This window comes from Polaribacter sp. BM10 (assembly GCF_002005425.1).
In the GTDB taxonomy this organism is placed as follows: domain Bacteria; phylum Bacteroidota; class Bacteroidia; order Flavobacteriales; family Flavobacteriaceae; genus Polaribacter; species Polaribacter marinaquae.
Genome location: NZ_CP019704.1, coordinates 2,958,351 through 2,984,178, shown reverse-complemented (window position 1 = coordinate 2,984,178; position 25,828 = coordinate 2,958,351). Strand labels below are relative to the sequence as shown.

Genomic DNA, 25,828 nt, shown 5'->3' with positions numbered 1-25,828 from the left:
AACAGGAAAATTCTTTTTTGTTATCTATCCAAATACAAAATATTTAGGTAGAATGTAGCACCTTCTTTATTTCTAAAGGGTTGCTAAGGCTTCATCGGGTCTAATCCCTTCACCTTTCTTGATAACATTTCAATAAGTTATTGAACTTTGTGAGTACAAATATATGTTCAGAAAAATTTAATATCCTAATAAAATCGCAACTATTTTTTTACGGCTACAAATTTCACATTTTATTATACTAAGTTTTAATTATTCCTTAAAAACAGCGTTTTAAAACTCTTAAAATTGATTTATTGATGATGCTATCATAAATAATTATGATAAAAAAGTGTAGCTTTTAAATTTATAGTGTACTTTTGCAGTCGAATTAAGAGGAAAAATTTGAACTGATTGCAACCTCAATAAAAAAATGCTAAAGCAGTAATTATCTACTTCTTTTAGCGACTACGCAATCAATTTTAATTTCCTACAACATTTAAAAGAAGAATATTATGTCATATTTATTTACCTCAGAAAGTGTTTCTGAAGGACATCCTGATAAAGTAGCAGATCAAATTTCTGATGCTCTAATAGATAATTTTTTAGCCTTTGATAAAACAAGTAAAGTAGCTTGCGAAACATTAGTTACAACTGGGCAAGTTGTATTGGCTGGAGAAGTAAAATCTAAAACTTATTTAGATGTACAGCAAATTGCAAGAGATGTAATTAATAAAATTGGTTATACAAAAGGAGAATATATGTTCGACGGAAATTCTTGCGGTGTTTTATCTGCAATTCACGAACAATCGCCAGATATTAACCAAGGTGTTGATAGAGCAAAACCAGAAGAACAAGGTGCTGGAGACCAAGGAATGATGTTTGGTTATGCTACTGATGAGACAGAAAACTACATGCCTTTGGCTTTAGAATTGTCTCACAGACTTTTAATTGAATTAGCAGCTTTAAGAAGAGAAAACAAAGACATTACTTACTTAAGACCAGATGCTAAATCTCAAGTAACCATAGAGTATTCTGATGATAATGTTCCGCAAAGAATTGATGCGATTGTAATTTCTACTCAACATGACGATTTTGACAAGTCTGATGATGTTATGTTAGCAAAAATTAAAGAAGATATCGTTGAAATTTTAATTCCTAGAGTTGTAGCAAAATTACCTGCTCATATTCAAAAATTATTTACAGATAATATTACGTATCACATTAATCCAACGGGGGTTTTTGTTATTGGTGGACCTCATGGAGATACAGGTTTAACTGGTAGAAAAATTATTGTTGATACTTACGGTGGTAAAGGTGCACACGGTGGTGGTGCTTTCTCTGGAAAAGATCCTTCTAAAGTAGACAGATCTGGAGCTTATGCAACTAGACATATTGCAAAAAATTTAGTTGCTGCTGGTTTGTGTAAAGAAGTTTTAGTACAAGTTTCTTATGCAATTGGTGTTGCAAAACCTACAAGTATTAACGTAGAAACTTATGGTACAGCAACAGTTGGTTTATCCGACGGAGAAATCAGTAAAAAAGTAGAAGAAATTTTTGATATGCGTCCTTATTTTATAGAACAACGCTTAAAATTAAGAACGCCAATCTATTCTGAAACTGCTGCATATGGCCACATGGGTAGAACTCCTGAAATTAAAACAGTAACTTTTTCTAATCCAATGGGAGAAACTGTTTCTGAAGAAGTGGAAACTTTTACTTGGGAAAAATTAGATTATGTAGAGAAAGTAAAATCTGCTTTTAATTTATAAAATTATATAAATTTTTAAAAGCCTTTAGATATGTCTAAAGGCTTTTTTTATGCTCAAAATTTAACAGTAAGTAGGTTTTCTCTTTAACAATTTTTTAAGAAGTCTTAACTTTTTGTTTACGTAACTTCGAAAGTTATAATATTAATCAAATATATCATGACAAAAAAAATACTTACTAGGCTGCTTTTAGTAGCTTTCGTATTTGGTTTTTCTACTGAATCTTCTGCTCAATTTTGGAAGAAAAAGAAAAAAGAAGCACCGAAAACTGCAGCAAAACCGAAACCTAAACCTAAAAAAGGTGGAATTCAGCCTTATAGTAAGGTAGTAACCAAAGAACACAAAACAGACGAAGGTTTGTTTAAAGTGCACCAAAAAGATAATTCTTATTTATTTGAAATACCAGATTCTCTTTTAAGAAGAGAAATGTTAATGGTAACAAGAATTGCTAAAACTGCTAGCGGTATTGGTTTTGGTGGTGGTAAAACAAATACACAAGTTTTACGTTGGGAGAAAAAAAATAAACAAATCTTATTAAGAGTTGTTTCGCATAGTGTTGTTGCAGATACTTTGTTACCTGTGCACGAAGCGGTAGTAAACTCTAACTTAGAACCAATTTTATTTTCTTTTCCTATCAAAGCATTTAGTAAAGATTCTACTGCAACTGTTATAGATGCAACTTCTTTATTTTCTACAGATGTAAAACCATTAGGTTTCCCTAATTTTTACAGAAGAGCTTACCAAGCTACTAGAATGGATAAGACTCGTTCTTATATAGATAGAGTAAGTAGTTACCCAAGAAACATAGAAGTAAGACATGTAAAAACTTACTTTGCAAACAAAGCACCATCTAATAGTGCGGTTGGTTCTATTACTTTAGAAATGAGTAATTCTATGGTTTTATTACCAAAAGTACCAATGAAACGTAGATATTTTGACGAACGTGTTGGTTGGTTTGCTAGAAGTCAAACAGATTATGGTTTAAAAGATCAAAAAAGTAAAACGGTTAGATATTTAGATAGATATCGTTTAGAAGTTAAAGATGAAGATATCGAGAAATTCAAAAGAGGAGAATTAGTAGAGCCTAAAAAACAAATTGTTTATTACGTAGATAGAGCAACTCCTAAAGAATGGGTACCATATATTATACAAGGTGTTAACGACTGGCAAGTAGCTTTTGAAGCAGCTGGTTTTAAAAACGCTATTGTTGGTAAAATGGCACCAACTAAAGAAGAAGATCCAGAGTATAGCCCAGAAGATGTGCGTTATTCTGTAATTAGATATTTAGCATCTCCGATTCCTAACGCAAACGGACCTCACGTAAGTGACCCAAGATCTGGTGAAATTTTAGAATCTGATATTAACTGGTATCATAATGTAATGACTTTATTACATAACTGGTTTTTTGTACAAACTGCAGCAATTAATGAAGACGCAAGAAGCAATAACTTTAAGACAGAAACTATGGGACGTTTAATTCGTTTTGTTTCTTCTCACGAGTTAGGTCATACTTTAGGTTTACCTCATAACATGGGAAGTTCTGTAGCTTATCCTGTAGATTCTTTACGTTCTGCAACTTTTACTAAAAAATATGGTACTGCGCCATCAATTATGGATTATGCTCGTTTTAACTACATTGCACAACCAGAAGATAAAGGTGTTGCTTTAATGCCAGACATTGGTCCTTATGATAAGTACTCTATCAACTGGGGTTATAGACCAATTTTAGACAAGACTGCCGAAGAAGAAAAAGAAACTTTAGATAAGTGGATTTTAGATAAAGCAGACAACCCAATGTATCATTTTGGTCGTCAGCAATTTGGTGTTGTAGATCCAAGTGCTCAAACAGAAGACTTAGGTGACGATGCTATAAAAGCAAGTGATTATGGTATTAAAAATTTAAAGAGAATTTTACCTAGATTAGAAGAGTGGACTACAGAAAAAGGACAGACTTATGACGAAATGGCTACAATGTATGGTCAAGTTATTGGTCAGTTTGGTAGATACATGGGACATGTTTCTTCTAATGTTGGTGGTATTTACGAAAACTATAAAACTGCAGATCAAGAAGGTGCTGTTTACACACATGTAGACAAAGCACATCAAAAAGCAGCTTTAAAATTTGTAATCAATCAATTATTTAAAACTCCTACTTGGATGTTAGACAAAGACCTTTTCTCTAAAACACAATCTAGTGGTGCTTTAGAAAGAGTTAGAGCTTTACAAGTAAGAACTTTAAATAGCCTTTTAAGTGCAGATAGAATGGCACGTATGATAGAAAATGAAACTTTAAATGGCGCTAAAGCTTACAATTTAGTTTCTATGTTTTCTGATCTAAGAAAAGGTATTTGGTCTGAATTATATAGCGGTAGAACTATAGATACTTATAGAAGAAATCTTCAAAAAGCACATGTAGAGCGTTTAGACTTTTTATTAAACGATGCTAAAAACCAAAGAGGACGTTTTGGAACACCATCTGTAAATGTTGGTCAGTCTGATATTAAATCTTTTGCAAGAGGAGAATTAACTAGATTAAAAAGAGATGTTAGAAATGCAGCTTCAAGAGCTTCTAATACAACTTCTCGTTACCACTTACAAGATGTTTTAGCTAGAATTGAAGTAGCTTTAGATCCAAAGTAAGAAAAAAATTAATGTTCATTTAAAAAACCACGCCCAATATTGGCGTGGTTTTTGCTTTTTAAAGCAAAAAAAATAGCATGAAAAAAATTACCTTTTTATTTTTTCTTCTCTCGTTTGTACACTTTTCGCAAGAAAAAATCTCTTTTAAAGTTTTAGATAAACAAACTAAAAAACCCGTTGTATATGCAACAGTTATGTTAAAAAAAATAAAAAGAGGCACGCATGCAGATGTAAATGGTAAATTTCAAATTCCAAGAAAATATAAATCAAACGGAATTATAAGAATTTCTTCTATCGGCTATAAAACCAAAGAAATTAAATTATCAGCATTAAAGAATAAAAAAGAACATATTGTCTATTTAACTGTTTATAATAACAGTCTTAACGAGGTCGTAATTTCAACATCAATAAAGAAAAGAAAGAAAAAACTTTTAGCTGTTCAAATTGTTAGAAAAGCGATAGAAAACATCTTAAACAATTATCCTACAGAACCACATTCTTATATTGGTTATTACAGAGATTACCAACAACCAGTTGGAGATTCTTATCAGAAAAAAAATAATTATAAAGAAAAAATAGATTACATAAATGTTAACGAAGCAATAATTGAAACTTTTGACAATGGTTTTAAAACTGATAAATTAAAGAGTAAAAAAAATCAATCTTTATTATATAATTACATTGAAAACGATAAGTTCATCAAAGATTCTACACTTACAATACCTTATGATAATGCTGATAAGAAATTTTCAGAAAGCGTATATATAAGTCCGTTAGGTGGAAATGAATTAAATATTTTATCCTTAACAAACACAATTAGAAATTACAATAAAATGTCTTTTTCTTTTAGCAATACATTTAACAAACATTTTATTAGAAATCATAAGTTTAAACTTAAAAAAATAATTTATTCTGATAAATCACCTTTGTACGAAGTAACTTTTAACTCGATTAAGGGAAAAACTAGTTATGAATATGCTGCTTACGGAACCATTTATATTTCTAAACAAGATTTTGCAATTCATAAATTAAACTATAATTTGTATTACAGATTCAAAAAAAATCCGCAGTACTCTGTTACCATAGCATACAAACCTATTAGAGATAAAATGTATTTGAACTACATTACTTTTAATAATTTTTTTGAAGCCACAAATGGTAACTATTTTAAAATTGATAAAACAACATTTAACAAAAAAAATAAAACTTTTAAGGTTTCTTTTAACAGACCAATCAATTTAAGAAGTATAACACCAATAAGGTCGAAATTTAAAATTTATTATAAGAACGAAAAATTAAAAATTAAAGATGTACAAGCTAGTATAGAAAATTCAAGAACTCTAACTATTCATATTGATAAAAAATCAATAGAAAAAATGGATTTAAATAATAGCGATACTGATAGCAACTATGTAAACAATTTTGTTTTTGATATTACAAATATAAAAGACATCGGAGGCTTTAAAATTAATGAAAGAGCAAGTTTAAAGCTAAACCAATATAGAGAATTTTTTGTACAAGAAGTCTTCGAGCATAAACTTTTACCCGTACAAAAAGAGTTTGTAAACAAGAGTTTACCTTTGTCTAAGTCTAAAGTAACCGATTTAAAATTAGAGAATGATTATTGGATAAATACACCTTTAAAGTCCTCTAAAAATTAATAGATTCAATATTTATATTTAGTATTTGCTTTAAAAAGTATTCTATATTTGCAGCTCAATATTTGTCATGAGTCAAACATTACTTTCTTCTCCTTTACAAGGTTTTACAGATTATAAATTTAGAAATGCTTTCAATCATTTTTTTGGTGGAATCGATACGTTCTACGCTCCTTACATTCGATTAAACGGTAAACTTGTTATTAAAAATTCTTATAAGCGAGATATTGAATTGGCAAATAATACTGCGCTAGAAGTTATTCCGCAAATTATTACAAATGATGTTGATGAGTTTTTATTTGTTGCAAAATATATAAGAAAATTAGGCTACAAAGAGTTAAACTGGAATCTTGGTTGCCCATATCCAATGGTTACCAAACGTGGCATGGGTTCTGGTTTAATTGCAGATCCAGAAAAAATAAATAATATTCTTCATAAAGTTCATAATGAATCTGATGTTTTGGTTTCCATGAAAATGAGAATGGGTTATGAAAATCCTGAAGAAATTTTAAAAACTTTACCTGTTTTAGACAAGTATCCTCTTAAAAACATTGCAATTCATGCAAGAATTGGAAAGCAGTTGTATAAAGGCGGAACAGATTTAGATTCTTTTCAGAAATGTATCGACAATACAAATCACAAATTATATTATAACGGCGATGTTACCTCTGTAAATGCCTTTAAAAAGCTACAAGAAAGATTCCCTACAATAGATCATTGGATGATTGGTAGAGGCTTAATTGCTGATCCTTTTTTACCTAGTATGATTAAGAAAGATACTTTAGAATATCCAAAAAATAGATTTGATATTTTTAGTGAATTTCACGATCGAATTTTTACTGAATATGATGCAGCTTTATCAGGACCAACTCCTATTAAAATGAAGATGCTTGGTTTCTGGGAATATTTTTCTAAAAGTTTTGCCAATCCGCAAAAAACCTATAAAAAAATTAAAAAAGCTCAAAACGTAAAAAAATACGAAATCGCTGTTAGAGAAATTTTTAAAGAAGCTAAAAACGGTTAATTATAAATTAATCTTCTTTCGGGTTTTCTTTATTAAACTCTTCTAAAACTTTTGTAATTGCAGTATCAATTCTGCCAGCATCTGTATTATATTTTGGGCTTAGACCTTGTTTTTCTGGAAAATGTTCTATTGTAACTGTTGTAGAAGGAAAAGCAAAATCTACACCTAATTCTTTTGCCAACTTTACAATTGCAATATGCAATCTATGTTTAGAAGATTGCTCTACACCCCAAGCCAAACTTTTAAAGTATACATTTACCATTACCAATAATGCAGAATCTCCAAAACCAGTAAATTCTACATTGTAAGAGTCGGATCTTGTTTCTGGATGCGCAATAATTATTTCTCTTACACCTTTTACAAATGCCTCGATTAATTCTGGCGGAGTATCGTAACGCAAACCTAAATTTGTGTTGTAACGTCTAAATAAACGTAAACCTTTGTTATTTATAACAATTTCTGATAGTTTACTATTCGGTATTTGGTAGACAGATGTATCTGCAGCACGCACACTTGTAGATCTAAAACCTACTTTTTCTACTGTACCAACAACTTCTCCGGCTTCAATCCAATCTTCTATATGAAAAGGTTTGTCTAGAAAAATCATAATGGTACCAATTAGGTTTTTAACCGTGTCTTGAGACGCCAAAGCAACCGCTAAACCACCAATAGTCGCACCTGCTAAAATAGTTGTAGTATCAACACCAAATAAAGCTACTAACCTTAAAATACCAATAAATATAACCAAGCCAACAAAAAAGTTGTGCAATATTGGTGATAATTGATCGTCTAATCGGTTATGAGTTTTTTCTGTAAAAACACTGTAAAACTTCATTAAAACATGAACTAAGTTTATTAAAACGTATGTCCAAAACACAACCTTAGCAATATCTATAAACAAGAAAACCCATTTATTAATTTCTAAACTAAAGTATAACGAAGGAAAAACACTATCTAAAAAACTAATAGCAATTAATAAACTAATTGGTCTTGCCAATTTTTTTAAAGATTGATCAAAAGTAATATCTGTAGTTTTCGTAATTTTTTGCTGTATTTTATTTAAAATTACAAACGTTAATTTTCTAAAAACAAAAAAGATAAGTACGGTTAATACCATAAAAATAAGCACAGAAAATAATTGCCAATATTCTATGGTCCATAATTTTTTATGTCCAAATTCTGGAATAAAATCTTGAATCTTTTGAACATACCAAGGAAAAACAGCATTGTATAAACTATCTATTTTAGCAACCGTTTCAGAAGAATAATACCATTTGTTTTCTATTTTTTCTACAGATATTTCTGGCATTCGCTGCGGAAAAGGTGTGTATTTTTCATAAGAAGAATATCGAACAGTATCTTTATAGTTGGCATTTTTTGGGACTTTATTAAAATCTACATAAAGACCTTTACCGTCTAAAACCTTTTTAATTCTTACAACTTTTTTTATCGCTTCTTTTTCTGGTAAACCTAAAATTGTCTTAGCAGATTTTTTAGGCTGATAAGAATCTGATTGTAAAAAATATAAATGCGTATATAAGGTAGCATTAGGGTTGCTTAAATCTACTCTTACAGAATCTTTTTGAGCGTTTATTGTAAATGATACTAAAAATAATAACCAAAATATTTTACGCATAGAAATAATAATTTTGAAGAATTTAATTACAAATTTAAACCTTTTGATTTTTTTACAGTCAAAGAAGTATAAATATTAAAAAATAAAACATTTACAACAAAAATAAAGCTTAACAGTTGCTAATTTTTTGGGTTGATTAATTAGTATATTATAATACTCGAGTTCTTAATTGAATTCGAGTATTTTTTGCTTTAAACACAAACCTTAAAATACTGTTAATAAGAAACATAAATTAAACCTTTTTAATTTTACACAGTCTTAGAAGTATAAAATTAAAATAATTAAAAAGATAAAAACATGCAAAAATTAGTAAGCATTTTAGTATTCGTATTCGCATTTACAGTAAGTACGCAAGCCCAAAGAGGTAAAACTGATAAACGTGCAAGATTAACAACAGAACAACAAACAGAATTAACTGTTAAAAAAATGACCTTAGCTTTAGATTTATCTAGAAAGCAACAAAATCAAATTAAGCCTTTAATTTCTAATCAAATTGCAGAAAGAAAAGCAGAGATGGAAAAGAGAAAGGAAGCTAGAAAAGATAAAAAAAGACCTACTTCTGATGAAATTTTTGCAATGCAAAATAAAAGATTAGACGCTCAAATAGCAATGAGAAATAGCATGAAAGATATTTTAAACGACGAACAGTTTGAAAAATTTGAAAAAATGCACAAAAAAAGAGCTATGAAAGGTAAAAAAATGGCGAAAAGAAAAGGGATGAAAAACCGCAAAGAAGGTAGAAGAGTTAGAAAATAAATATTTGAATTAGTTGATTAATAAAAAGACCAATTTCTTAACAGAAATTGGTCTTTTTTATTTTAAAAATCTTGGGATTGCGTTAGGGATTGAAATGGCATCCTTTTTTGAGGAACGAAAAAAAGATATAATGTAAAGCCCGACCTTGTGTAACGCCAAAAAAATTACTCTTTAAACCAACTAGAATAGGTAACGTAGTTGTCTGCAATTCTATTTATTTCTCCAGAAATTAATTCTTCTGAAATATCTTTCACTTTTTTAGCAGGTACGCCCGCGTAAATACTACCACTTTCTACTATTGTGTTTTTTGTAACCACAGCACCTGCAGCAATTATAGAATTAGATTCTACTACGCAATCGTCCATAATTATACTTCCCATACCAACCAAAACATTGTCTTTAATTGTGCAACCGTGCACAATTGCATTATGTCCAATAGATACGTTATTGCCAATAGTTGTTGGCGATTTTTGATACGTTGCATGTATTACAGCGCCATCTTGAATATTTACTTTATTGCCAATTTTTATAAAGTGTACATCGCCACGAATTACCGCATTATACCAAATTGAACATTCTTTACCTAAAGATACTTCGCCCAAAACGGTTGCATTTTCTGCTATAAAACAATCTGATGGAATTTGTGGATGTTTACCTCTTACTGGTTTTATTATTGCCATATTTTTACTTACTTTTTTACCAACAATTTTTGTCCTACAGAAATAATATTACTGTCTAAATTGTTAATTGCTTTTAAGTTGGCTACAGATATATTAAATTTTCTAGAAATAGAATACAAAGTATCTTCTTTTTTTACTTTATAAAAACTGCTTGTAACCTTTGGTATAACTATTGGTTTTTCTAACTTTTCTCCTTCATTCAGGTTTTTTACTTTTTCAACAAAATTTCCTTTCTTAATTTTGTCAAACTCATAAAGTTGATAGTCTTTAATTATTTTTATAAGCTTAGCAGGATATTTTCTATCTGTTGCATAACCTGCTTTTCTTAAGCCATAAGCCCATTTTTTATAGTTTTTAACATTGTAATTAAACAAAAAAGCATATCTACTTCTTTGTGTTAAAAAAAGTGAATGGTCGTTATAAGAAGTTTCTGGATAAACGTATTTTCTAAAACACTCTCCTTTTTCATCATCATCATGATATACTCTTTCGCCTTTCCAGGTAGTATGACATTTAATTCCGAAATGATTATTAGACTTTAAAGCCAACTCACTTTTACCTTTACCAGATTCTAAAATTCCTTGAGCTAAAGTTATACTTGCCGGAATTTTATATTCGTGCATTTCTTTTACTGCAATTGGCGCATATTTTCTAATGTAAGAAAGCGTTTCTTTATTTAATCTAGGATTATTTTTGTTTAGTTTTTTTGTTAATTCTACTTCATTAACAGATGGCAAATCTATAGGTGCTGGCTCTACAATTACCACACCCGGATTTTTCTTGTTTACAACCTTTTTCTTAGCTCCACAGCTAGATAAAATCAATAAAAAAACACAACTAAAAATAATTTTTAACTTCATTACACATTTATAATTTGTAGATTCTTTTTAACTAAGTTTGCGTTAAAACCATCAATTCCTTGTATACCACCAGTATGAACTGCTAAAATCTTAGTACCTTCTTCAAAAGTATCTTTTTTAATTAAATCTAAAATACCAAACAACATTTTACCTGTATAAACTGGGTCTAATAGAACACCCGTTTTCTCTTTAAATGTATTGATAAACTCTATCAACTCATCATTAAATTTTGCATAACCACCAAAATGATACTTTTTTTGTAAGCTCCAATTGTCTTTACGAATGGTATATTTTTTAATTTCTTCCGATAAAAAAGCACCTTTTAAAGCAGGAAAACCAATAACTTTTTGATGTTTTTCTAAAGATTTTATAATTCCAGAAATAGTACCTCCAGTACCAACAGCAGCACAAATATAATCGAATTTAGAATCTTGTTCTGTTAAAATTTCTTGGCAACCTTCTACTGCCAAACCATTAGTTCCTCCTTCAGGAATCATATAAAAATCTCCCCATTTATTTTTCATCTTTTCTATAAAACCAAAAGACGTTTTTTGCCTGTACAATTCTCTTGATACAAAATGAAATTTCATTCCATTTTCTGCTGCTTTTCTTAAAGTTGGATTTCCTTCTAAAGTTTCTTTAATATTTTTACCTAACTCGTCTCCTCTAATTACAGCAAACGTTTTTAAACCTGCTAACTTACCCGCTACAGCAGTTGCGGCAATGTGGTTAGAGTATGCGCCACCAAATGTTAAGACAGATTTTTTCTTTAACTTAATTGCTTCTTCAATATTATATTTTAGTTTTCTAAACTTGTTACCAGAAACAAACGGGTGTATTAAATCTTCTCTTTTAATAAAAAGTTCTACATTTTTTTCTTTTAATAGAGAGAGTTCTATTTGTTCGTTTTTTGATACAATTGTTGCGTTTAAATCCATGGGCATTTATTCTTGCGACTACAAGAATTTTTAAAATTTTAGTATTTAGTTTAAGTTTCCTGATTAAAATCAGGAATAAAATTTAGATAGAATTATGAAAAGTTAGAGACTTGCGCTTCTATTTTCTCCCATTCTTCCATTGCAGCATCTAATTTTGCTTTTTTAGCTTTGTATTTTTCAAAGAAATTTGGTCTAGATGAAACTTCATCGTAATTATTAGCCAATTCTAAGTCTATTGTTTCTATTTCTTTTTCTAAATCTGCAATTTCAGTTTCTACTTTAGAGAGTTTATTATTTAGTTTTTTCAACTCTTTTTCTTGTTCTCTAGATAATAAATGTGCTTCTTTTTTAGAAGTGTCTTTAGCAACTTTTACAACCGTTCTTTTTTCTGCTTCTCTTAAATTTTCTAATTTATGTTGATCTAAGAAATAATCGATATCACCTAAATATTCTTTAATTTCTTTGTCTTTAAAACCATAAACTGTAGTAGTTAAACCTTGTAAGAATTCTCTATCGTGAGAAACTACAATTAATGTACCATTAAAGTTATTTAAAGCTTCTTTTAAAACTGTTTTTGAGGCAATATCTAAGTGGTTTGTTGGCTCATCCATTATTAAAACATTAAATGGTTGCAGCAATAATTTGCATAATGCCAATCGATTTCTTTCTCCTCCAGAAAGTACTTTTGCTTTTTTATCTACAGCATCTCCACCAAATAAGAAAGACCCCAACATATCTCTAACACGCATTCTGTTAGTATCTGTTGCTGCATCTTCCATGATTTCTAGAACTGTTTTTTCTGGCGGTAAATGTTCTGATTGGTTTTGAGCGAAATAACCAACTTCTACATTATGACCTAATTTTAAATGACCTTCAAACGGAATTTCTCCGACCATCATTTTTGCCAATGTAGATTTTCCTTGTCCGTTTTGACCAACAAAAGCAATTTTACTATTTCTTTCTATTAATAAATCTACACCTTCTAAAACGTGTTTATCGCCATAGCTTTTACACAAATTTTCTGCTTCAACAATAATTTTACCAGGTTCTCTAGAAATGTTAAATCGAACATTCATTGCCTGATTATCGTCTTGATCTACTTCAATCAACTCAACTTTATCTAGTTGTTTCATTAAAGATTGCGCCATAGAGGCTTTACTAGCTTTGGCTTTAAACTTGTTTATTAAGTGTTGTTTTTGCTTTATTTCTTTCTCTTGATTTTTTTGAGCTTGTAATTGCTTTTCTTTAATTTCTCCTCTTAAAAGCAAAAATTCTGAATAAGGTTTTTTGTAATCGTAAATTTGCCCTAAAGAAATTTCTATAGTTCTATTTGTTACGTTATCTAAAAACATTTTATCGTGAGAAACCAATACAATTGCACCAGCGTATCCTTTTAAGAAATTTTCTAGCCAAATAATAGATTCGATATCTAAATGGTTTGTTGGCTCATCTAAAAGCAAAATGTCATTATTTTGTAATAGTAATTTTGCCAATTCAATTCGCATTCTCCATCCTCCAGAAAAAGTATCGGTTAGTTTATCAAAGTCTTCTCTTTTAAAACCTAAACCTTGTAAAATTTTTTCCGTGTCTCCTTGGTAATTGTAACCTCCTAAAAGCTCGTAACGTTCTGTTTTTTCTGTTAAATCAATAATTAATTGGCTATAAGATTCACTTTCGTAGTCTGTTCTTGTAGCTAATTGTTCGTTTATTTGATCTAATTGTAGTTCTATTTCTTTAATTTCTTCGAATGCTTGATACGCTTCTTCTAAGATAGTTCTTCCTTCAACAAAATCTATATCTTGTCTTAAAAAACCAATTTGTACATCTTTATCAAACGCCATTGTACCTCCACTACTTTCAATATCCTTAGAAAGAACTTTTAAAAGTGTAGATTTTCCTGCTCCATTTTTACCTATTAAACCAATTCTGTCTCCTTTATTTAATTTGAAAGTAATACCAGAAAACAAATCAGTTCCCATAAATGAAACTGTTAAATTATGAACGTTTAGCATGAAATGTAATAATTGTTACTAAATTAAAGATGTAAAAAATTTACCTTTGCAAAAGTATATAAATTTTAAGGTTAAGATGTTTAAAAAAGGAACAAAAATATATAGTATTGCTAAAGGAAAGTGCCCTAAGTGCCACGAAGGTGATTTTTTTAAATATAAATTTACTTTTAATCCATCTAAAATTACACAATTGCACGATAATTGCCCAAGCTGTAATTTAAAATATATGATGGAACCTTCATTTTTTTATGGCGCAATGTATGTTAATTATGGTATTACAGTTGCGCTTTCTGTAGCTACCTTTTTAATTTCATCTTTAGTATTTAACTTAGGCTTATTGCAATCTTTTGCTGCTATCATTATCACTTTAATTTTATTGGCACCAGTAAATTTAAGATTGTCTAGAATTTTATGGATTAATATGTTTGTTTCTTACGACCCTAAAACTAAAAAGTAGTTTTATACATTCTGAAATCTTTTTATATCTGCTGCTTCATCTAAAGCAATATTATTTTCTATAAAATCGTATAAATTAGAAGCTAATTTTGGTGCAATCATTACACCTCTTGTGCCTAAACCATTTAAGATTGCCAAGTTTTTATGCGTTGGATGCACGCCTACAAAAGGTCTTCTATCTGCAGTGGCTGGTCTAATACCTGCAGTTTGGTCTAATATTGTATATGGTACGTCTATAACTTTTTTAAGTTTTAACACCAATTCTTCTCTACCAGATACTGATGGCACCGATGTTTTATCTTTATGATTAAAAGTTGCGCCAACTTTGTATTTATTTTCACCTAAAGGGATTAAAAATAACGCTGATTTTAGTAAAAAATCGATATTTAATTCCGGAGCATGAATTGTAATTAACTCTCCTTTTACTTCATCTAAAGGTAAATAATTAAAAAAAGGATTTTCTTTTAAACCAAAGCCCTCGCAAAAAACAATTTTAGAAGATGTAAATGATTTATATCTGATTTTATTTTCTGATATTTCTAAAAGAGAGTGATCGAATTTTTCAAATTGAATTGCATTATTAGTTTCTAAATAGTTACGATATGCATTTACAAGTTTTAACGTATCAATTCTTCCGGTTTCATTTACAATTCCGAAACCAAAATCACCAATTACGCCATCTACCTTTTTATGTTCTAAATCTGAATTTAAAAATTCCTTTAATCTTGTTTTATCTGAAGCTGCAAACCAATTATTTTGTTCTTCTACAGACTTAAATGCTCTTTTGATTTCTATTTTCTGATCAAATTTTTCTTGTAATTTCTCTTCTAAATGTTTGTAAAATGGCATTGCAATTGCCAATTGTTCTGCAGCTTGCCAAACAGGAGTAAATCTTCTTAAAATTACAGGATTATAAACTCCGCCAGCAACTAAAGAGGATGTTTGCGACGCATCTTCAAAAACAATAAATGTTTTGTTAGCTTTTAATAACTCTTCTGCAAAAGCTAAACCCGCCAAACCTAAACCAACTATAATATAATCTACTTTCATAATAATTAATAGTACATAAATAAGCTTTAATAAGCTAGTATTTCTAATTGTTTGCAAACAAGTTTAGCCCTGATTGAAACATTTGTTTGAGCTCTTTTTGAAGAATGAAAAAAAGCGAGTGTTGAAAGCAGGAAATAGCTTCAAATAAAAAAACGCTTGCTTACGCAAACGTTTTGTATGAATTTTAATTGCGGATTAATAATTCCACATATCTATTTCTCTGTTTCTAATGTCTTCTTTAATCTTATTTGCTTCTAGCAACTGAAATAAAGAATTACCTCTAACATAGTCTTCTATGGCTCTATTACCGTAAATATTTTCTTCTCTAATAATAGTAGAGCTAAACCTTCTTGCATTTAACAAATGATCGAAAGATATTGGTTGTGATGCGTTTTTTGGATTAAAAACTTTAGCATCGTGTAATACTTCTCTTGCCGAAGGAAAGAAAATCCAGAATAATTCGTATAACTCATCGTCTTCAATTTCTTGAACTCCTAGTGTTTGAACATCTTTACCCATTGGCGCTAAAGCTAACATTCTGTATTTTAACTCGCCTTGACGCTTATCAAAATACCACATACCTTTAATCATATAACCTGCAACATCTTCTGTTTGGATTCTAAAAGTATCTGTATAACCGTTTTCTTCACGAACGTTAATTAAACGTTGGTCTATTTCTTGTTGTGTAATTTTTGATGTAAAAAAAGAATCGTCGTATGCTTCTTTAATTTTACCTTGCTTTATACCTTTTATGATTGTGTGAAACAAAGATCTTCTATCAGAAGAAATATTAGTTGTATCTATAGGAAAGTAATATGGTAGGTTTATCTTTTGATTTAAATCGATAAATTCCCACACAACTTTAGACCATAAAACGTCTCTGTCATCTACGTAACCATAAGGAATTGGACCATCATTATCTGCTGCCAATTGCTGATCGCTTTTTACACCAATTTGGTCTACAGATTTTGCGTTTAATAAATTTGCTTGCGCATTTACAAAACCTGTTGTTAGGATAGCGAATACTATTATTACACAATTTTTAATCATAACTATGTTTATTTCTAGTTTGTTAACTCTATATTAACTGGTAATACCTTTTTTAGTTTATAAGAGTTATTTTTTATTACTGCTTGAATACCGAAAATATTAATTATATCTCCTCTTCTTGCTTTAGAAAGTGCTTTTTTGGCAGCTGCATTTAATTTAGAACCATTTACAATTATTGCTAATTGACCTGGAACTTTTACTTTAAAGCTTGTTACTCTTAAATCTAAGTCGAATAAGAAGTCTGGCAAACCTGCACCTATTGGCGTATTAGCTAAACCAGATTTTGGCATTCTTACTGTACCAAATTGTCCTCTTACTGTTCCCATTGCTGCTGGTATATCTTTAATTCTGAACACAGTTTTTGTGTTTACATTTTTACCATCTGCTAATTTTGCAGAAACATTAATACTAACTGTATTTCCTGCTTTTGGTCTCATCATGTATTTACCAGAACCAGTTTTTTGCAATCCTGGTGCACTTGCTCTAACATCTTTATCTGGCACACCTGGTAAAGAAATAGATATAGGATTTGATAAACCTCTATATACTACATTCATTTTATCTGCAGATACAACAGGTGCGTTTGGTTTAGAAATTACAGAATAAGAACTTTTAAAAGGAACCGGAACTTCTTCTCCGTTTTCCATAAAGTAAATTGTTCCTTTAATATCTTTTTCTCCAACACTACCAGCTCTTAAATCTAAAACTACGCTACCATCTTTAAAGTTATCGTATTTTTTACCATTTAATTCTACTCTACTAGGTTTTAAACTTGGGTCATATCTTCCTAAAACAACACTTCCTGTAACTTTATCGCCAGGATAAAAAGCATTCTTATCAAGTTGCACAACACCATTATAATTAGACATAGAAACTTCACTTTCTAATTGTCCGCCTAATAAATCTGAAATTATATCGCTTTCAGTATTTTTTACATCAGCTTGTATTTGTGTAAAGTTTGTTAATGAAGCTACCATTGGAAAACCTTCATACCTTGCTCTTAAAAATGGAATTTCTTTCCCTGTTTCTTGATCTACTACATCGGCAGTAGAAAACCTTTTATTTAATACAGGTGCAAATTTACTATCAGATCCTAATGCATTTAAAACATTATTTCTGTAACCATTCATTTTATCTAAAAACTCTTGTCCTTCTGCTGTATAATTGTCTCCTTTAAAGAAATAAGCATCTAACCAATCTGTTTTATCCATCTCTTCATAATTGTCTTTATCTTCTATATCTGCAGTCATTTTAGACTTTAAATCTGCTAAATATTGATAAAACTCAGAAGAGTATTCTTTTACTTTGTCTGCTTTCTGCTTTAATGGTCCAAATTTTTCTGGTTGTTCAGAAGCCTTTGTTGCCAAATTTGTATAAGCTAAAGCATTTTTTTCTGCTGTAGAAAGGTTGTTTTCTACTAATTTTTCGTTCATGAATCCAAAAGCAGATAAAACTTCTTTACTCATATTCATTGCTAACATTGCAATAAATACAAGATACATTAAGTTAATCATCTTCTGTCTTGCGGACATTTTTCCTCCTGCCATTCTAATTAGTTTTTAAGTTAATATACATTAGTGAAACTAATTATTTGTTTGACATTGCAGATAGCATGTTACCATATACTCCGTTTAAAGAAGACAAGTTGCTTGCTAAAGCTTTCATTTGCTCGTGTAATCTTTCTGTGTTTTCTACAACAGAAGTATTTAATTCTGCTTGTTTGCTTGTATTTTCTACTTGAACTTTGTATAAATTATTTAAAGACTCCATTTGTAATGCAGCTTTAGACATTTCTTCGTTGTATTTATTAGTTGAAGCAACAGAACCAGATGCTGCAGATAATCCTTCTGCTGCATTTTGAAAGTTTTTCATGCTAGAACCTAAACTTGCCATTAAGTTAGAATCTATTTTTGCTTCTTGTAATAAACTATCTAATTTTTGAGAAAGCATTCCTTCTGCTCCTAATTTTTTAGTTTCTTTTTTAGAAGAAATTCCTCCTTCTGCTAATTCTGGATAAACTTTAGACCAATCTAAATCTTCTTCTGGTGCATCAAAAGCAGAAATTAAAAACACTATCGCTTCTGCAATTAAACCAATTGTTAGCATTAAACCACCTGTAATTGGCCCGATGTTTATATGTTGAATCTTGAATAAAGCTCCAATAATTACTACTGCTGCTCCAATTCCGTAAACGAAATTCATTCCTTTTTTGTACGCTCTTGACTGTGCCATTTTTCTTTAAATTAATTTAGGGGTTTTTATTATTATTTATTTCCTGTTCCGATATAGTTTTGAACGGTTCTAAAACCAATGTAGCTTCTTGCAGTATCTGCATATTCATAATCTCTAGAACTTACTTCTAAAAAGTATGCTACATCTTTCCATGAACCACCTCTTACAATTTTTCTTTTATTTTTTCTATCCTCAACATTAGGGTTCATTGTAGAAGCCATGTAGTAAGAAGATAAATTATATGCTGTATTTGTCCATTCAGAAACATTACCAGCCATATTGTACAAACCATAATCGTTTGCATTAAAAGACTTAGCTTCCATAGTATATAAAGCACCGTCTACCGCATAGTTACCTCTTACAGGCTTAAAGTTTGCTAAAAAGCAACCTCTATCACTTGTTGTTCCTCCTGTTCCCCATGGATATGTTGCAAATTCTAAACCTCCACGTGCAGCATATTCCCATTCTGCTTCTGTAGGCAATCTAAAATCTGGTACTTGAGTAGCGTTTTTTCTTCCTTTTAAATAATCGTTTTTCTTTTTAGTTCTCCAATTACAAAAAGCATTTGCTTGCTCCCAAGTTATACCAACAACAGGATAATCTCCATAAGATTGGTGATAAAAATAATCTTGGTGCATAGGATCATTGTATGAATAATTAAAATCTTTTACCCAAGCAGTTGTATCTGGGTAAATATTTAAAACTTCAGTTTGAACAAAATCTTTTCTATTTCCTCCTTTTCTTGCAGCATTATCTCTATCAAACCAAGAATATCTATACTTTAAGAATTTAGGATTAAAAGTTCTAATACCGTCTACGGCTTCTTCTCTACTAATATAAAGAGAATCCATTACCTCTACATAATCCATATCTGGATATTCTTCTTTTTTCCAAACCAATTCAGTTTCCCAATTTAATGGTTTTATAGAATCGATACCATCGCCTAAGCTCCAGTAGTTTTCATACATATATCTTTGGTAAGGTGTTGCATCTGTAGTATCTACTGTAGCAAAAGCATACTCATGTATTCCACCAGAAGGTAAAGCTCCGTTAGGATCTGGAGCAGCACTTAAAGCGGCAAACTCTGCTTGATATCCCAATCTTGTTCTTACGATAGAATCTCTAACCCAATGAACAAATTCTTTGTATTCATTGTTAGTAACTTCAGTTTCATCCATATAATAAGGCCTAACAGTAACTGTTTTTGTTGGTGCATTCATAGTACCGATAATATCTTGATCTTGCTTACCCATTGTAAATGAACCACCAGGAATTAAAGCCATACCGTATGGTTTTTCTGAAAACCATTTCTTCTTAACTTTAACACCCACCAACTCTCCTCTATCATTAGAGCCACAACTGTAAATTACTGCTAATAAAAGTGCAAATATTGCTGCTTTCTTCATATTCTGTTTATATCTTAACTAAAAGTTCGTAAACCTATTATTTTTTTTGTTAAAAAACAATATTGAAATTGCATTTAACGTATTCATTTTTTTATAATCTTATAAACTACACCATCTTTTTCATTGCTTTATACCATTTTTCTGGTATAATTTGCTTGGTTGCTTCTGTGTAATCTTGGTATGTACATGGTATTAACGCATGTCTTTTGTATTTATTATTTGACAAAATATTTATTTCTACCCACCATCTACCAGATTTATTACTCTTGTAAAAAGTTAAAGGTTCATCATCATCAAATAAAACTGTAAATTTCTGATAATTTTCTTTTCCTGAAAATGGATAATCTTTTACTCTGTAGTTAACTCCTTCTATAAAATACCAAATAATTTGTGCGATTAAATGTGCTGTTTGATTATTATTATCTAGCTTAGAATTGTATTCGTAAATACCAAAAGACGAAACTTTATCGCTAATACCTGCATATCTAGAAATTGCACAAAGTTCTTCACCGTAAAATCCGTTTGGAGAGGCATTATTGTTTGCCGGTGCTTCACTTTGTCGAATAGCACCAATATCTATAGAAACAATATCTGCATTTCTAAATGCTGGTTCTATATTTTCTAATTCTTTAGATTTTCCTAATCGATATGCATCAAAAAATAAATTATCTAACAATGCTATTTCTTCTTGAGAGTTAAAATAGGTTTGGTACCCAACGTTGCAGTAATTAAATAAATTATTAGGCTCTTGCATAATAATTTTACTCAAGTAAGATTGAGAACTTAATTCGCCTTCTAAATTTCCTAAATCGAATCTACTATCTACAGCCGTAATATTTACAGATTGCTCTAGCTCGTCATAAGCTCTGTAATTTACGTAAGTTATATCTTGACCACCACCAATTATAACAGGAATAATGTTTTCTTTGATTAAAGAAGTTATAATTTCTTTAACGGCAAAATAAGTATCAGAAACCTTATTACCTTTTTCTACATTTCCTAAATCTGCAATATTTGTGTGCCAATTCCCTGGAAATAATTGATAAAACTTTTCTCTTATTTTAAATAAATCTTCACCACAGCCAAAGTTGTTATGTGAATTTCGATCTTCTTTTACTCCAAAAATAGCTATTTGAACATTTTCTAAATCAGGAAAGCCTTCTTCTTTAGAATGTATTTGAATATGTTGCCCCAAACATGACTGAGATTGCTGCAATACACTTGCAACAACCGAATCTTTTATAGGGGTTAAAAAGTCTTGGCTCATCAATTTTTTGTAAATAAAGTATGCAAGATACTAACTAATTATTTCTTCTTTGTCGTTTTTTTAGCTGTAGTTTTCTTTTTAGCTGCTGGTTTTTTCTTTGCTGCCTTTTTCTTAGGTGCTTTAGCTTCTATCATTTTGATAGCTTCTGCTTTGGTTAGTTTTTCTATATCTGTAGTTTTAGGTAATTCAATTTTAATTTTACCTTTTATTACATTAAAACGACCCCATCTTGCTTTTTCAACTCGAATACCTTCGTCTTCCCAATTATGAATAACTTTATCTATTTCTTTTTGCTTTTTCACCTCGATTAACTCAACAATATCATCATCAGATAAATTATCGAAATCGTATTTTTTATTTACGTTGATAAACATTGAGTTCCATTTGATAAATGGCCCAAAACGCCCAACACCTTTTTGTACTGGTAAATCTTCGTAATGATAAATTGGCGCATCTGCCTTTTGCTTAGCAACAATTAATTCTTCTGCTCTTGCCATATCTACTTCCATCGGATTCTCTCCTTTATCAAGAGAAACAAACATTTTTCCGAAACGGATGTAAGGTCCAAAACGACCATTAGAAACAATAACTTCTTCACCTTCGTATGTACCTAAAGTTTTTGGCAACAAAAATAAATCTAAAGCTTCTTCTAAAGTAATTGTACCTAATTGCTGATCTTTGTTAAGACTCGCAAATTGTTTTTCTTCGTCTTCTGGCGCACCAATTTGCGCTATAGGACCAAATTTACCTAAACGCACTAAAACTGTTTTGCCAGACTCTGGATGTTTACCTAAAATACGTTCTCCGGATTCTCTTTCTGCATTTTCTTTAACATCTTCAACATTATCATGAAATTTGATGTAGAAACTTTTAATCATTTCTATCCAATCTTCATCTCCTTCAGAAATATCATCAAAAGAATTTTCAACTCGAGCTGTAAATCCGAAGTCTAAAATATTAGAAAAATTAGCTACCAAAAAGTCGTTTACAATATTACCAATATCTGTTGGCACTAATTTGTTTTTATTAGAACCTGTTTTTTCTGATAACGTTTCGCTTTTTACGACACCATTAGCTAAAATTAATTGCTGATATTCTCTTTCTACACCTTCGTTTTGTCCTTTTTCTATATAACCTCTTCTTTGAACCGTAGAAATTGTTGGTGCATACGTAGATGGTCTACCAATACCTAATTCTTCTAATTGTTTTACCAAAGAAGCTTCTGTAAATCTGTATGGTGGACTCGTAAAACGCTGTGTTGCGTTTATAAATGTATATTCTAAAGCATCGTTTACTTTTAAATTTGGTAACATACCAGCTTGTTCTTCACCATCTTCATCATCATTACCTTCTAAATAAACCTTTAAGAAACCTTCAAACTTAATCATCTCTCCGTTTGCAGTAAAGATTTTATCGTTTTCAGAATTTTCTATTTTAACGTTTGTACGCTCTAATTGTGCATCGCTCATTTGAGACGCCAATGTTCTTTTCCAGATTAAATCATACAATCTATTTTGATCGTATTCTGTATCTATAGAATGCATTTTCATGTTTGTTGGTCTAATCGCTTCGTGAGCTTCTTGAGCTCCTTTTGCTTTCGATTTAAAAACACGTTGCTTACTATATTCTTTTCCGTAATAATTGCTTATTTCTTCTTCAGCAGCATTTCTTGCGTCTACAGATAAGTTTACACTATCTGTTCTCATATAAGTAATTAAACCGGCTTCATACAAACGCTGTGCTACTTGCATTGTTTTACCTACCGGAAACCCTAATTTTCTTGATGCTTCTTGTTGTAATGTAGAAGTTGTAAACGGTGCTGCCGGAGATTTTTTTGCAGGTTTTTTAGTTAAATCTGCAATTTTAAAATCTGCATTTGCACAAGAATTTAAAAAACTTTCTGCCGCTTTTTTAGAGTCGAAGTTTTTTGGTATTGTTGCTTTAAAAGATTTTCCTTCTAAATTAGAAAACTGTGCTACTACTTTATAATGTGTAGCTGGTTTAAAATCTAAAATACTACGTTCTCTTTCTACAATTAACCTTACAGCAACAGATTGAACTCTACCTGCAGATAATCCTCCTTTTACTTTACGCCATAAAACTGGCGACAATTCGTAACCAACAAGCCTATCTAAAACTCTACGCGCTTGCTGTGCATTAACCATATTATAGTCTATATCTCTAGGATTATCAACAGCTTTTAAAATGGCATTTTTAGTAATTTCATGAAAAACGATACGTTTTGTGTTATCGTCTTTTAAATCTAGCTGCTCTTTTAAGTGCCACGCAATAGCTTCTCCTTCTCGATCCTCATCACTTGCTAACCATACAGTGTCTGCTTTTTTCGCTAAAGTTCTTAACTTTTTTACAACTGGTTTTTTATCGTCTGATACTATATATTTAGGACTAAAGTCTCCATCTACATCAATTCCTAATTCTTTAGAAGGTAAGTCTGCAATGTGCCCATAACTAGACTCTACTTGAAAATCTTTTCCTAAAAATTTTTCTATCGTCTTCGCTTTAGCTGGTGACTCTACAATTACTAAATTCTTTGCCATTTATCTTTCTGTTTTCGTAATTAATGCAATCGAAATCGCACTTTATCCAACTGCAAAAGTATGTAGTTTTTTTTATTAATTCTTTTTTTAGTTTCTTTTTACATCATTTTTAATACAAAAAGACCTTTAAAATCAACTTAAATTTACATTAATTAAACTTTTAAATTCTGTTTTATGAATTTTATTTTTTTGATTTATTTTGAAGTATATCAAAGTAAATCTTAAAAACAGGGTTCAAAAGATTGAACATAAATTAGAAAAAATGAATGTTCTTTATATTTCTGTTAATTTATAATTGATAATTATTTGTTTTCTGCCAATTTGTCATTCAATTTGAATTTTGGTTGTATATTTGCATCTCATTTTTTGAATTATGGAGCAAATCGAAAAAGTAATAGACGAAAGAATACAAGGTAAAGCACTTGTTACAGAAAATAAAGAACAAAACACTAAAAAATTATTTATTGAAAGCTACGGTTGTCAAATGAATATGAATGATAGTGAAATTGTTGCTGCTATTTTAGACAAGCAAGGTTATAATACAACCCAAATATTAGAAGAAGCAGACTTGGTTTTGGTGAACACATGTTCTATCCGAGAAAAAGCAGAAACTACTGTTCGTAAGCGTTTACAAAAATACAATAGAGTAAAAAGAGAATCTAATAAAAACATGAAAGTAGGCGTTTTAGGCTGTATGGCAGAACGTCTAAAAGAAAAGTTTTTAGAAGAAGAAAAAATTGTAGACTTAGTTGTAGGCCCAGATGCTTATAAAGATTTACCTAACTTATTAGAAGAAGTTAATGAAGGTAGAGATGCCGTAAATGTAATTTTATCTAAAGAAGAAACTTACGGAGATATTGCTCCAGTTCGTTTAAATTCTAACGGTGTATCTGCATTTGTTTCTATTACCAGAGGTTGCGATAATATGTGTACTTTTTGCGTAGTTCCTTTTACACGTGGTAGAGAAAGAAGTAGAGACCCTAAAAGTATTTTAGAAGAAATTGGTCAAATGGTAGATCAAAATTATAAAGAAATTACTTTACTTGGTCAAAACGTAGATAGTTATTTATGGTATGGCGGCGGTTTAAAGAAAGATTTTAAAAAAGCTTCTGAAATGGCACAAGCTACTGCAGTTGGTTTTGCAGAGTTGCTAGATATTTGCGCTACTAAATTTCCAAAAACTCGTTTTCGTTTTTCTACATCGAATCCGCAAGACATGCATTTAGACGTTATTCATGTAATGGCTAAACATAAAAATATTTGTAAATATTTACACTTACCTGTTCAAAGCGGAAGTAACGCCATGTTAAAAGCAATGAACAGACAACATACTAGAGAAGAATATATGGAGCTGGTTGACAATATTTTTAAAATTGTACCAGAAATGTCTTTATCTCAAGATATGATTGTTGGTTTCTGCGGAGAAACAGAGCAAGATCATCAAGATACTTTAGACCTAATGAGATATGTAAAATACGATTTTGGTTTTATGTTTTCTTATTCTGAAAGACCAGGTACTTTAGCCGGTAACAAAATGGAAGATGATGTACCGCAAGAAGTTAAAAAAAGAAGATTACAAGAAGTTATAGATTTACAACAAGAACATGCCTTATACAGAACTAAACAACATCTAGGTAAAGTAGAAGAATTTTTAATTGAAGGTACTTCTAAGAAAAATCCTAACGAATGGAAAGGTAGAAATACCCAAAACACCGTTGCTGTTTTTGATAAAGGAAACTATAAATTAGGAGACTTTGTAATGGTTAAAATAGAAGATTGTACTTCTGCAACCTTAAAAGGAACTGTTATTGGGTATTCTGATAATAATTAATTTTTAGAAAAGAAATCTAGAGATAGGTT

General features: G+C 30.3%; 19 protein-coding genes and 1 riboswitch. Of the genes, 7 read left to right on the top strand and 12 right to left on the bottom strand.

What is annotated here, in order from left to right:
• Positions 1-17: 17 nt before the first annotated feature.
• A riboswitch (SAM riboswitch) is annotated at positions 18-128 on the bottom strand.
• A gap of 363 nt (positions 129-491) precedes the next feature.
• The 4 genes from metK to BXQ17_RS13090 all read left to right on the top strand — a co-directional run bounded on the left by metK (position 492) and on the right by BXQ17_RS13090 (position 7,067).
• The gene (gene metK / locus BXQ17_RS13105; protein ID WP_077811074.1) at positions 492-1,748 is read left to right on the top strand and encodes a methionine adenosyltransferase; all 1,257 of its coding nucleotides are present in this window, start codon (positions 492-494) and stop codon (positions 1,746-1,748) included.
• Positions 1,749-1,904: 156 nt separating this feature from the next.
• Positions 1,905-4,385: a zinc-dependent metalloprotease gene (locus tag BXQ17_RS13100; RefSeq protein WP_077811073.1), complete on the top strand. Its 2,481-nt coding sequence runs from the start codon at positions 1,905-1,907 to the stop codon at positions 4,383-4,385.
• A gap of 77 nt (positions 4,386-4,462) precedes the next feature.
• Positions 4,463-6,046, top strand: a complete 1,584-nt coding sequence (locus BXQ17_RS13095; protein WP_077811072.1) for a carboxypeptidase-like regulatory domain-containing protein — start codon at positions 4,463-4,465, stop codon at positions 6,044-6,046.
• Between the two features lie 67 nt (positions 6,047-6,113).
• Entirely contained in the window at positions 6,114-7,067 is a 954-nt protein-coding gene (locus BXQ17_RS13090; protein WP_077811071.1) for a tRNA-dihydrouridine synthase family protein, read from the top strand.
• Between the two features lie 7 nt (positions 7,068-7,074).
• On the opposite strand, the gene BXQ17_RS13085 is transcribed toward BXQ17_RS13090, so the two are convergent.
• The gene (locus BXQ17_RS13085) at positions 7,075-8,703 is read right to left on the bottom strand and encodes a mechanosensitive ion channel family protein (RefSeq protein WP_149025913.1); all 1,629 of its coding nucleotides are present in this window, start codon (positions 8,701-8,703) and stop codon (positions 7,075-7,077) included.
• A gap of 297 nt (positions 8,704-9,000) precedes the next feature.
• Here BXQ17_RS13085 and BXQ17_RS13080 point away from each other — a divergent pair, with 297 nt between their 5' ends.
• Entirely contained in the window at positions 9,001-9,459 is a 459-nt protein-coding gene (locus BXQ17_RS13080; RefSeq protein WP_077811070.1) for a hypothetical protein, read from the top strand.
• Positions 9,460-9,623: 164 nt separating this feature from the next.
• Here the strand turns inward: BXQ17_RS13080 and BXQ17_RS13075 are convergent, their stop codons facing one another.
• The 4 genes from BXQ17_RS13075 to BXQ17_RS13060 form a co-directional block, all read right to left on the bottom strand.
• Positions 9,624-10,139: a gamma carbonic anhydrase family protein gene (locus tag BXQ17_RS13075; RefSeq protein WP_077811069.1), complete on the bottom strand. Its 516-nt coding sequence runs from the start codon at positions 10,137-10,139 to the stop codon at positions 9,624-9,626.
• Positions 10,140-10,147: 8 nt separating this feature from the next.
• The gene (locus tag BXQ17_RS13070; RefSeq protein ID WP_077811068.1) at positions 10,148-10,999 is read right to left on the bottom strand and encodes a glucosaminidase domain-containing protein; all 852 of its coding nucleotides are present in this window, start codon (positions 10,997-10,999) and stop codon (positions 10,148-10,150) included.
• Positions 10,999-11,937: a 1-aminocyclopropane-1-carboxylate deaminase/D-cysteine desulfhydrase gene (locus tag BXQ17_RS13065; RefSeq protein ID WP_077811067.1), complete on the bottom strand. Its 939-nt coding sequence runs from the start codon at positions 11,935-11,937 to the stop codon at positions 10,999-11,001. Before BXQ17_RS13065 ends, BXQ17_RS13070 begins: the two co-directional genes overlap by 1 nt.
• A gap of 92 nt (positions 11,938-12,029) precedes the next feature.
• Positions 12,030-13,949: an ABC-F family ATP-binding cassette domain-containing protein gene (locus BXQ17_RS13060; protein WP_077811066.1), complete on the bottom strand. Its 1,920-nt coding sequence runs from the start codon at positions 13,947-13,949 to the stop codon at positions 12,030-12,032.
• A gap of 76 nt (positions 13,950-14,025) precedes the next feature.
• Here BXQ17_RS13060 and BXQ17_RS13055 point away from each other — a divergent pair, with 76 nt between their 5' ends.
• A complete protein-coding gene (locus BXQ17_RS13055) occupies positions 14,026-14,406 on the top strand; it encodes a DUF983 domain-containing protein (protein ID WP_077811065.1) in 381 nt (126 codons plus the stop codon).
• A 2-nt stretch (positions 14,407-14,408) separates the two neighbouring features.
• Here the strand turns inward: BXQ17_RS13055 and BXQ17_RS13050 are convergent, their stop codons facing one another.
• From BXQ17_RS13050 to topA, 7 genes are all read right to left on the bottom strand, one after another.
• Positions 14,409-15,455 (bottom strand): FAD-binding oxidoreductase, encoded by a 1,047-nt coding sequence (locus tag BXQ17_RS13050; protein ID WP_077811064.1) that lies wholly within the window; start codon positions 15,453-15,455, stop codon positions 14,409-14,411.
• A gap of 195 nt (positions 15,456-15,650) precedes the next feature.
• Complete coding sequence (gene gldN, locus BXQ17_RS13045) at positions 15,651-16,505, bottom strand: gliding motility protein GldN (RefSeq protein WP_077811063.1); 855 nt, start codon at positions 16,503-16,505, stop codon at positions 15,651-15,653.
• A gap of 14 nt (positions 16,506-16,519) precedes the next feature.
• Positions 16,520-18,052 carry a gliding motility protein GldM gene (gene gldM, locus BXQ17_RS13040; RefSeq protein WP_077811062.1) on the bottom strand — a complete coding sequence of 511 codons (1,533 nt, stop codon included), beginning with the start codon at positions 18,050-18,052 and terminating at the stop codon, positions 16,520-16,522.
• A 40-nt stretch (positions 18,053-18,092) separates the two neighbouring features.
• A complete protein-coding gene (gldL, locus tag BXQ17_RS13035) occupies positions 18,093-18,737 on the bottom strand; it encodes a gliding motility protein GldL (protein ID WP_077811061.1) in 645 nt (214 codons plus the stop codon).
• Between the two features lie 32 nt (positions 18,738-18,769).
• Positions 18,770-20,143: a gliding motility lipoprotein GldK gene (gldK, locus tag BXQ17_RS13030; protein ID WP_077811060.1), complete on the bottom strand. Its 1,374-nt coding sequence runs from the start codon at positions 20,141-20,143 to the stop codon at positions 18,770-18,772.
• A 106-nt stretch (positions 20,144-20,249) separates the two neighbouring features.
• The gene (locus BXQ17_RS13025) at positions 20,250-21,410 is read right to left on the bottom strand and encodes a formimidoylglutamase (RefSeq protein WP_077811059.1); all 1,161 of its coding nucleotides are present in this window, start codon (positions 21,408-21,410) and stop codon (positions 20,250-20,252) included.
• A gap of 38 nt (positions 21,411-21,448) precedes the next feature.
• On the bottom strand, positions 21,449-23,968 hold the full coding sequence (gene topA, locus BXQ17_RS13020; RefSeq protein ID WP_077811058.1) for a type I DNA topoisomerase: 2,520 nt from the start codon (positions 23,966-23,968) through the stop codon (positions 21,449-21,451).
• A 373-nt stretch (positions 23,969-24,341) separates the two neighbouring features.
• On the opposite strand from topA, the gene miaB reads away from it, so the two are divergent.
• Positions 24,342-25,799 (top strand): tRNA (N6-isopentenyl adenosine(37)-C2)-methylthiotransferase MiaB, encoded by a 1,458-nt coding sequence (miaB, locus tag BXQ17_RS13015; RefSeq protein ID WP_077811057.1) that lies wholly within the window; start codon positions 24,342-24,344, stop codon positions 25,797-25,799.
• The last annotated feature ends 29 nt before the right edge of the window (positions 25,800-25,828 follow it).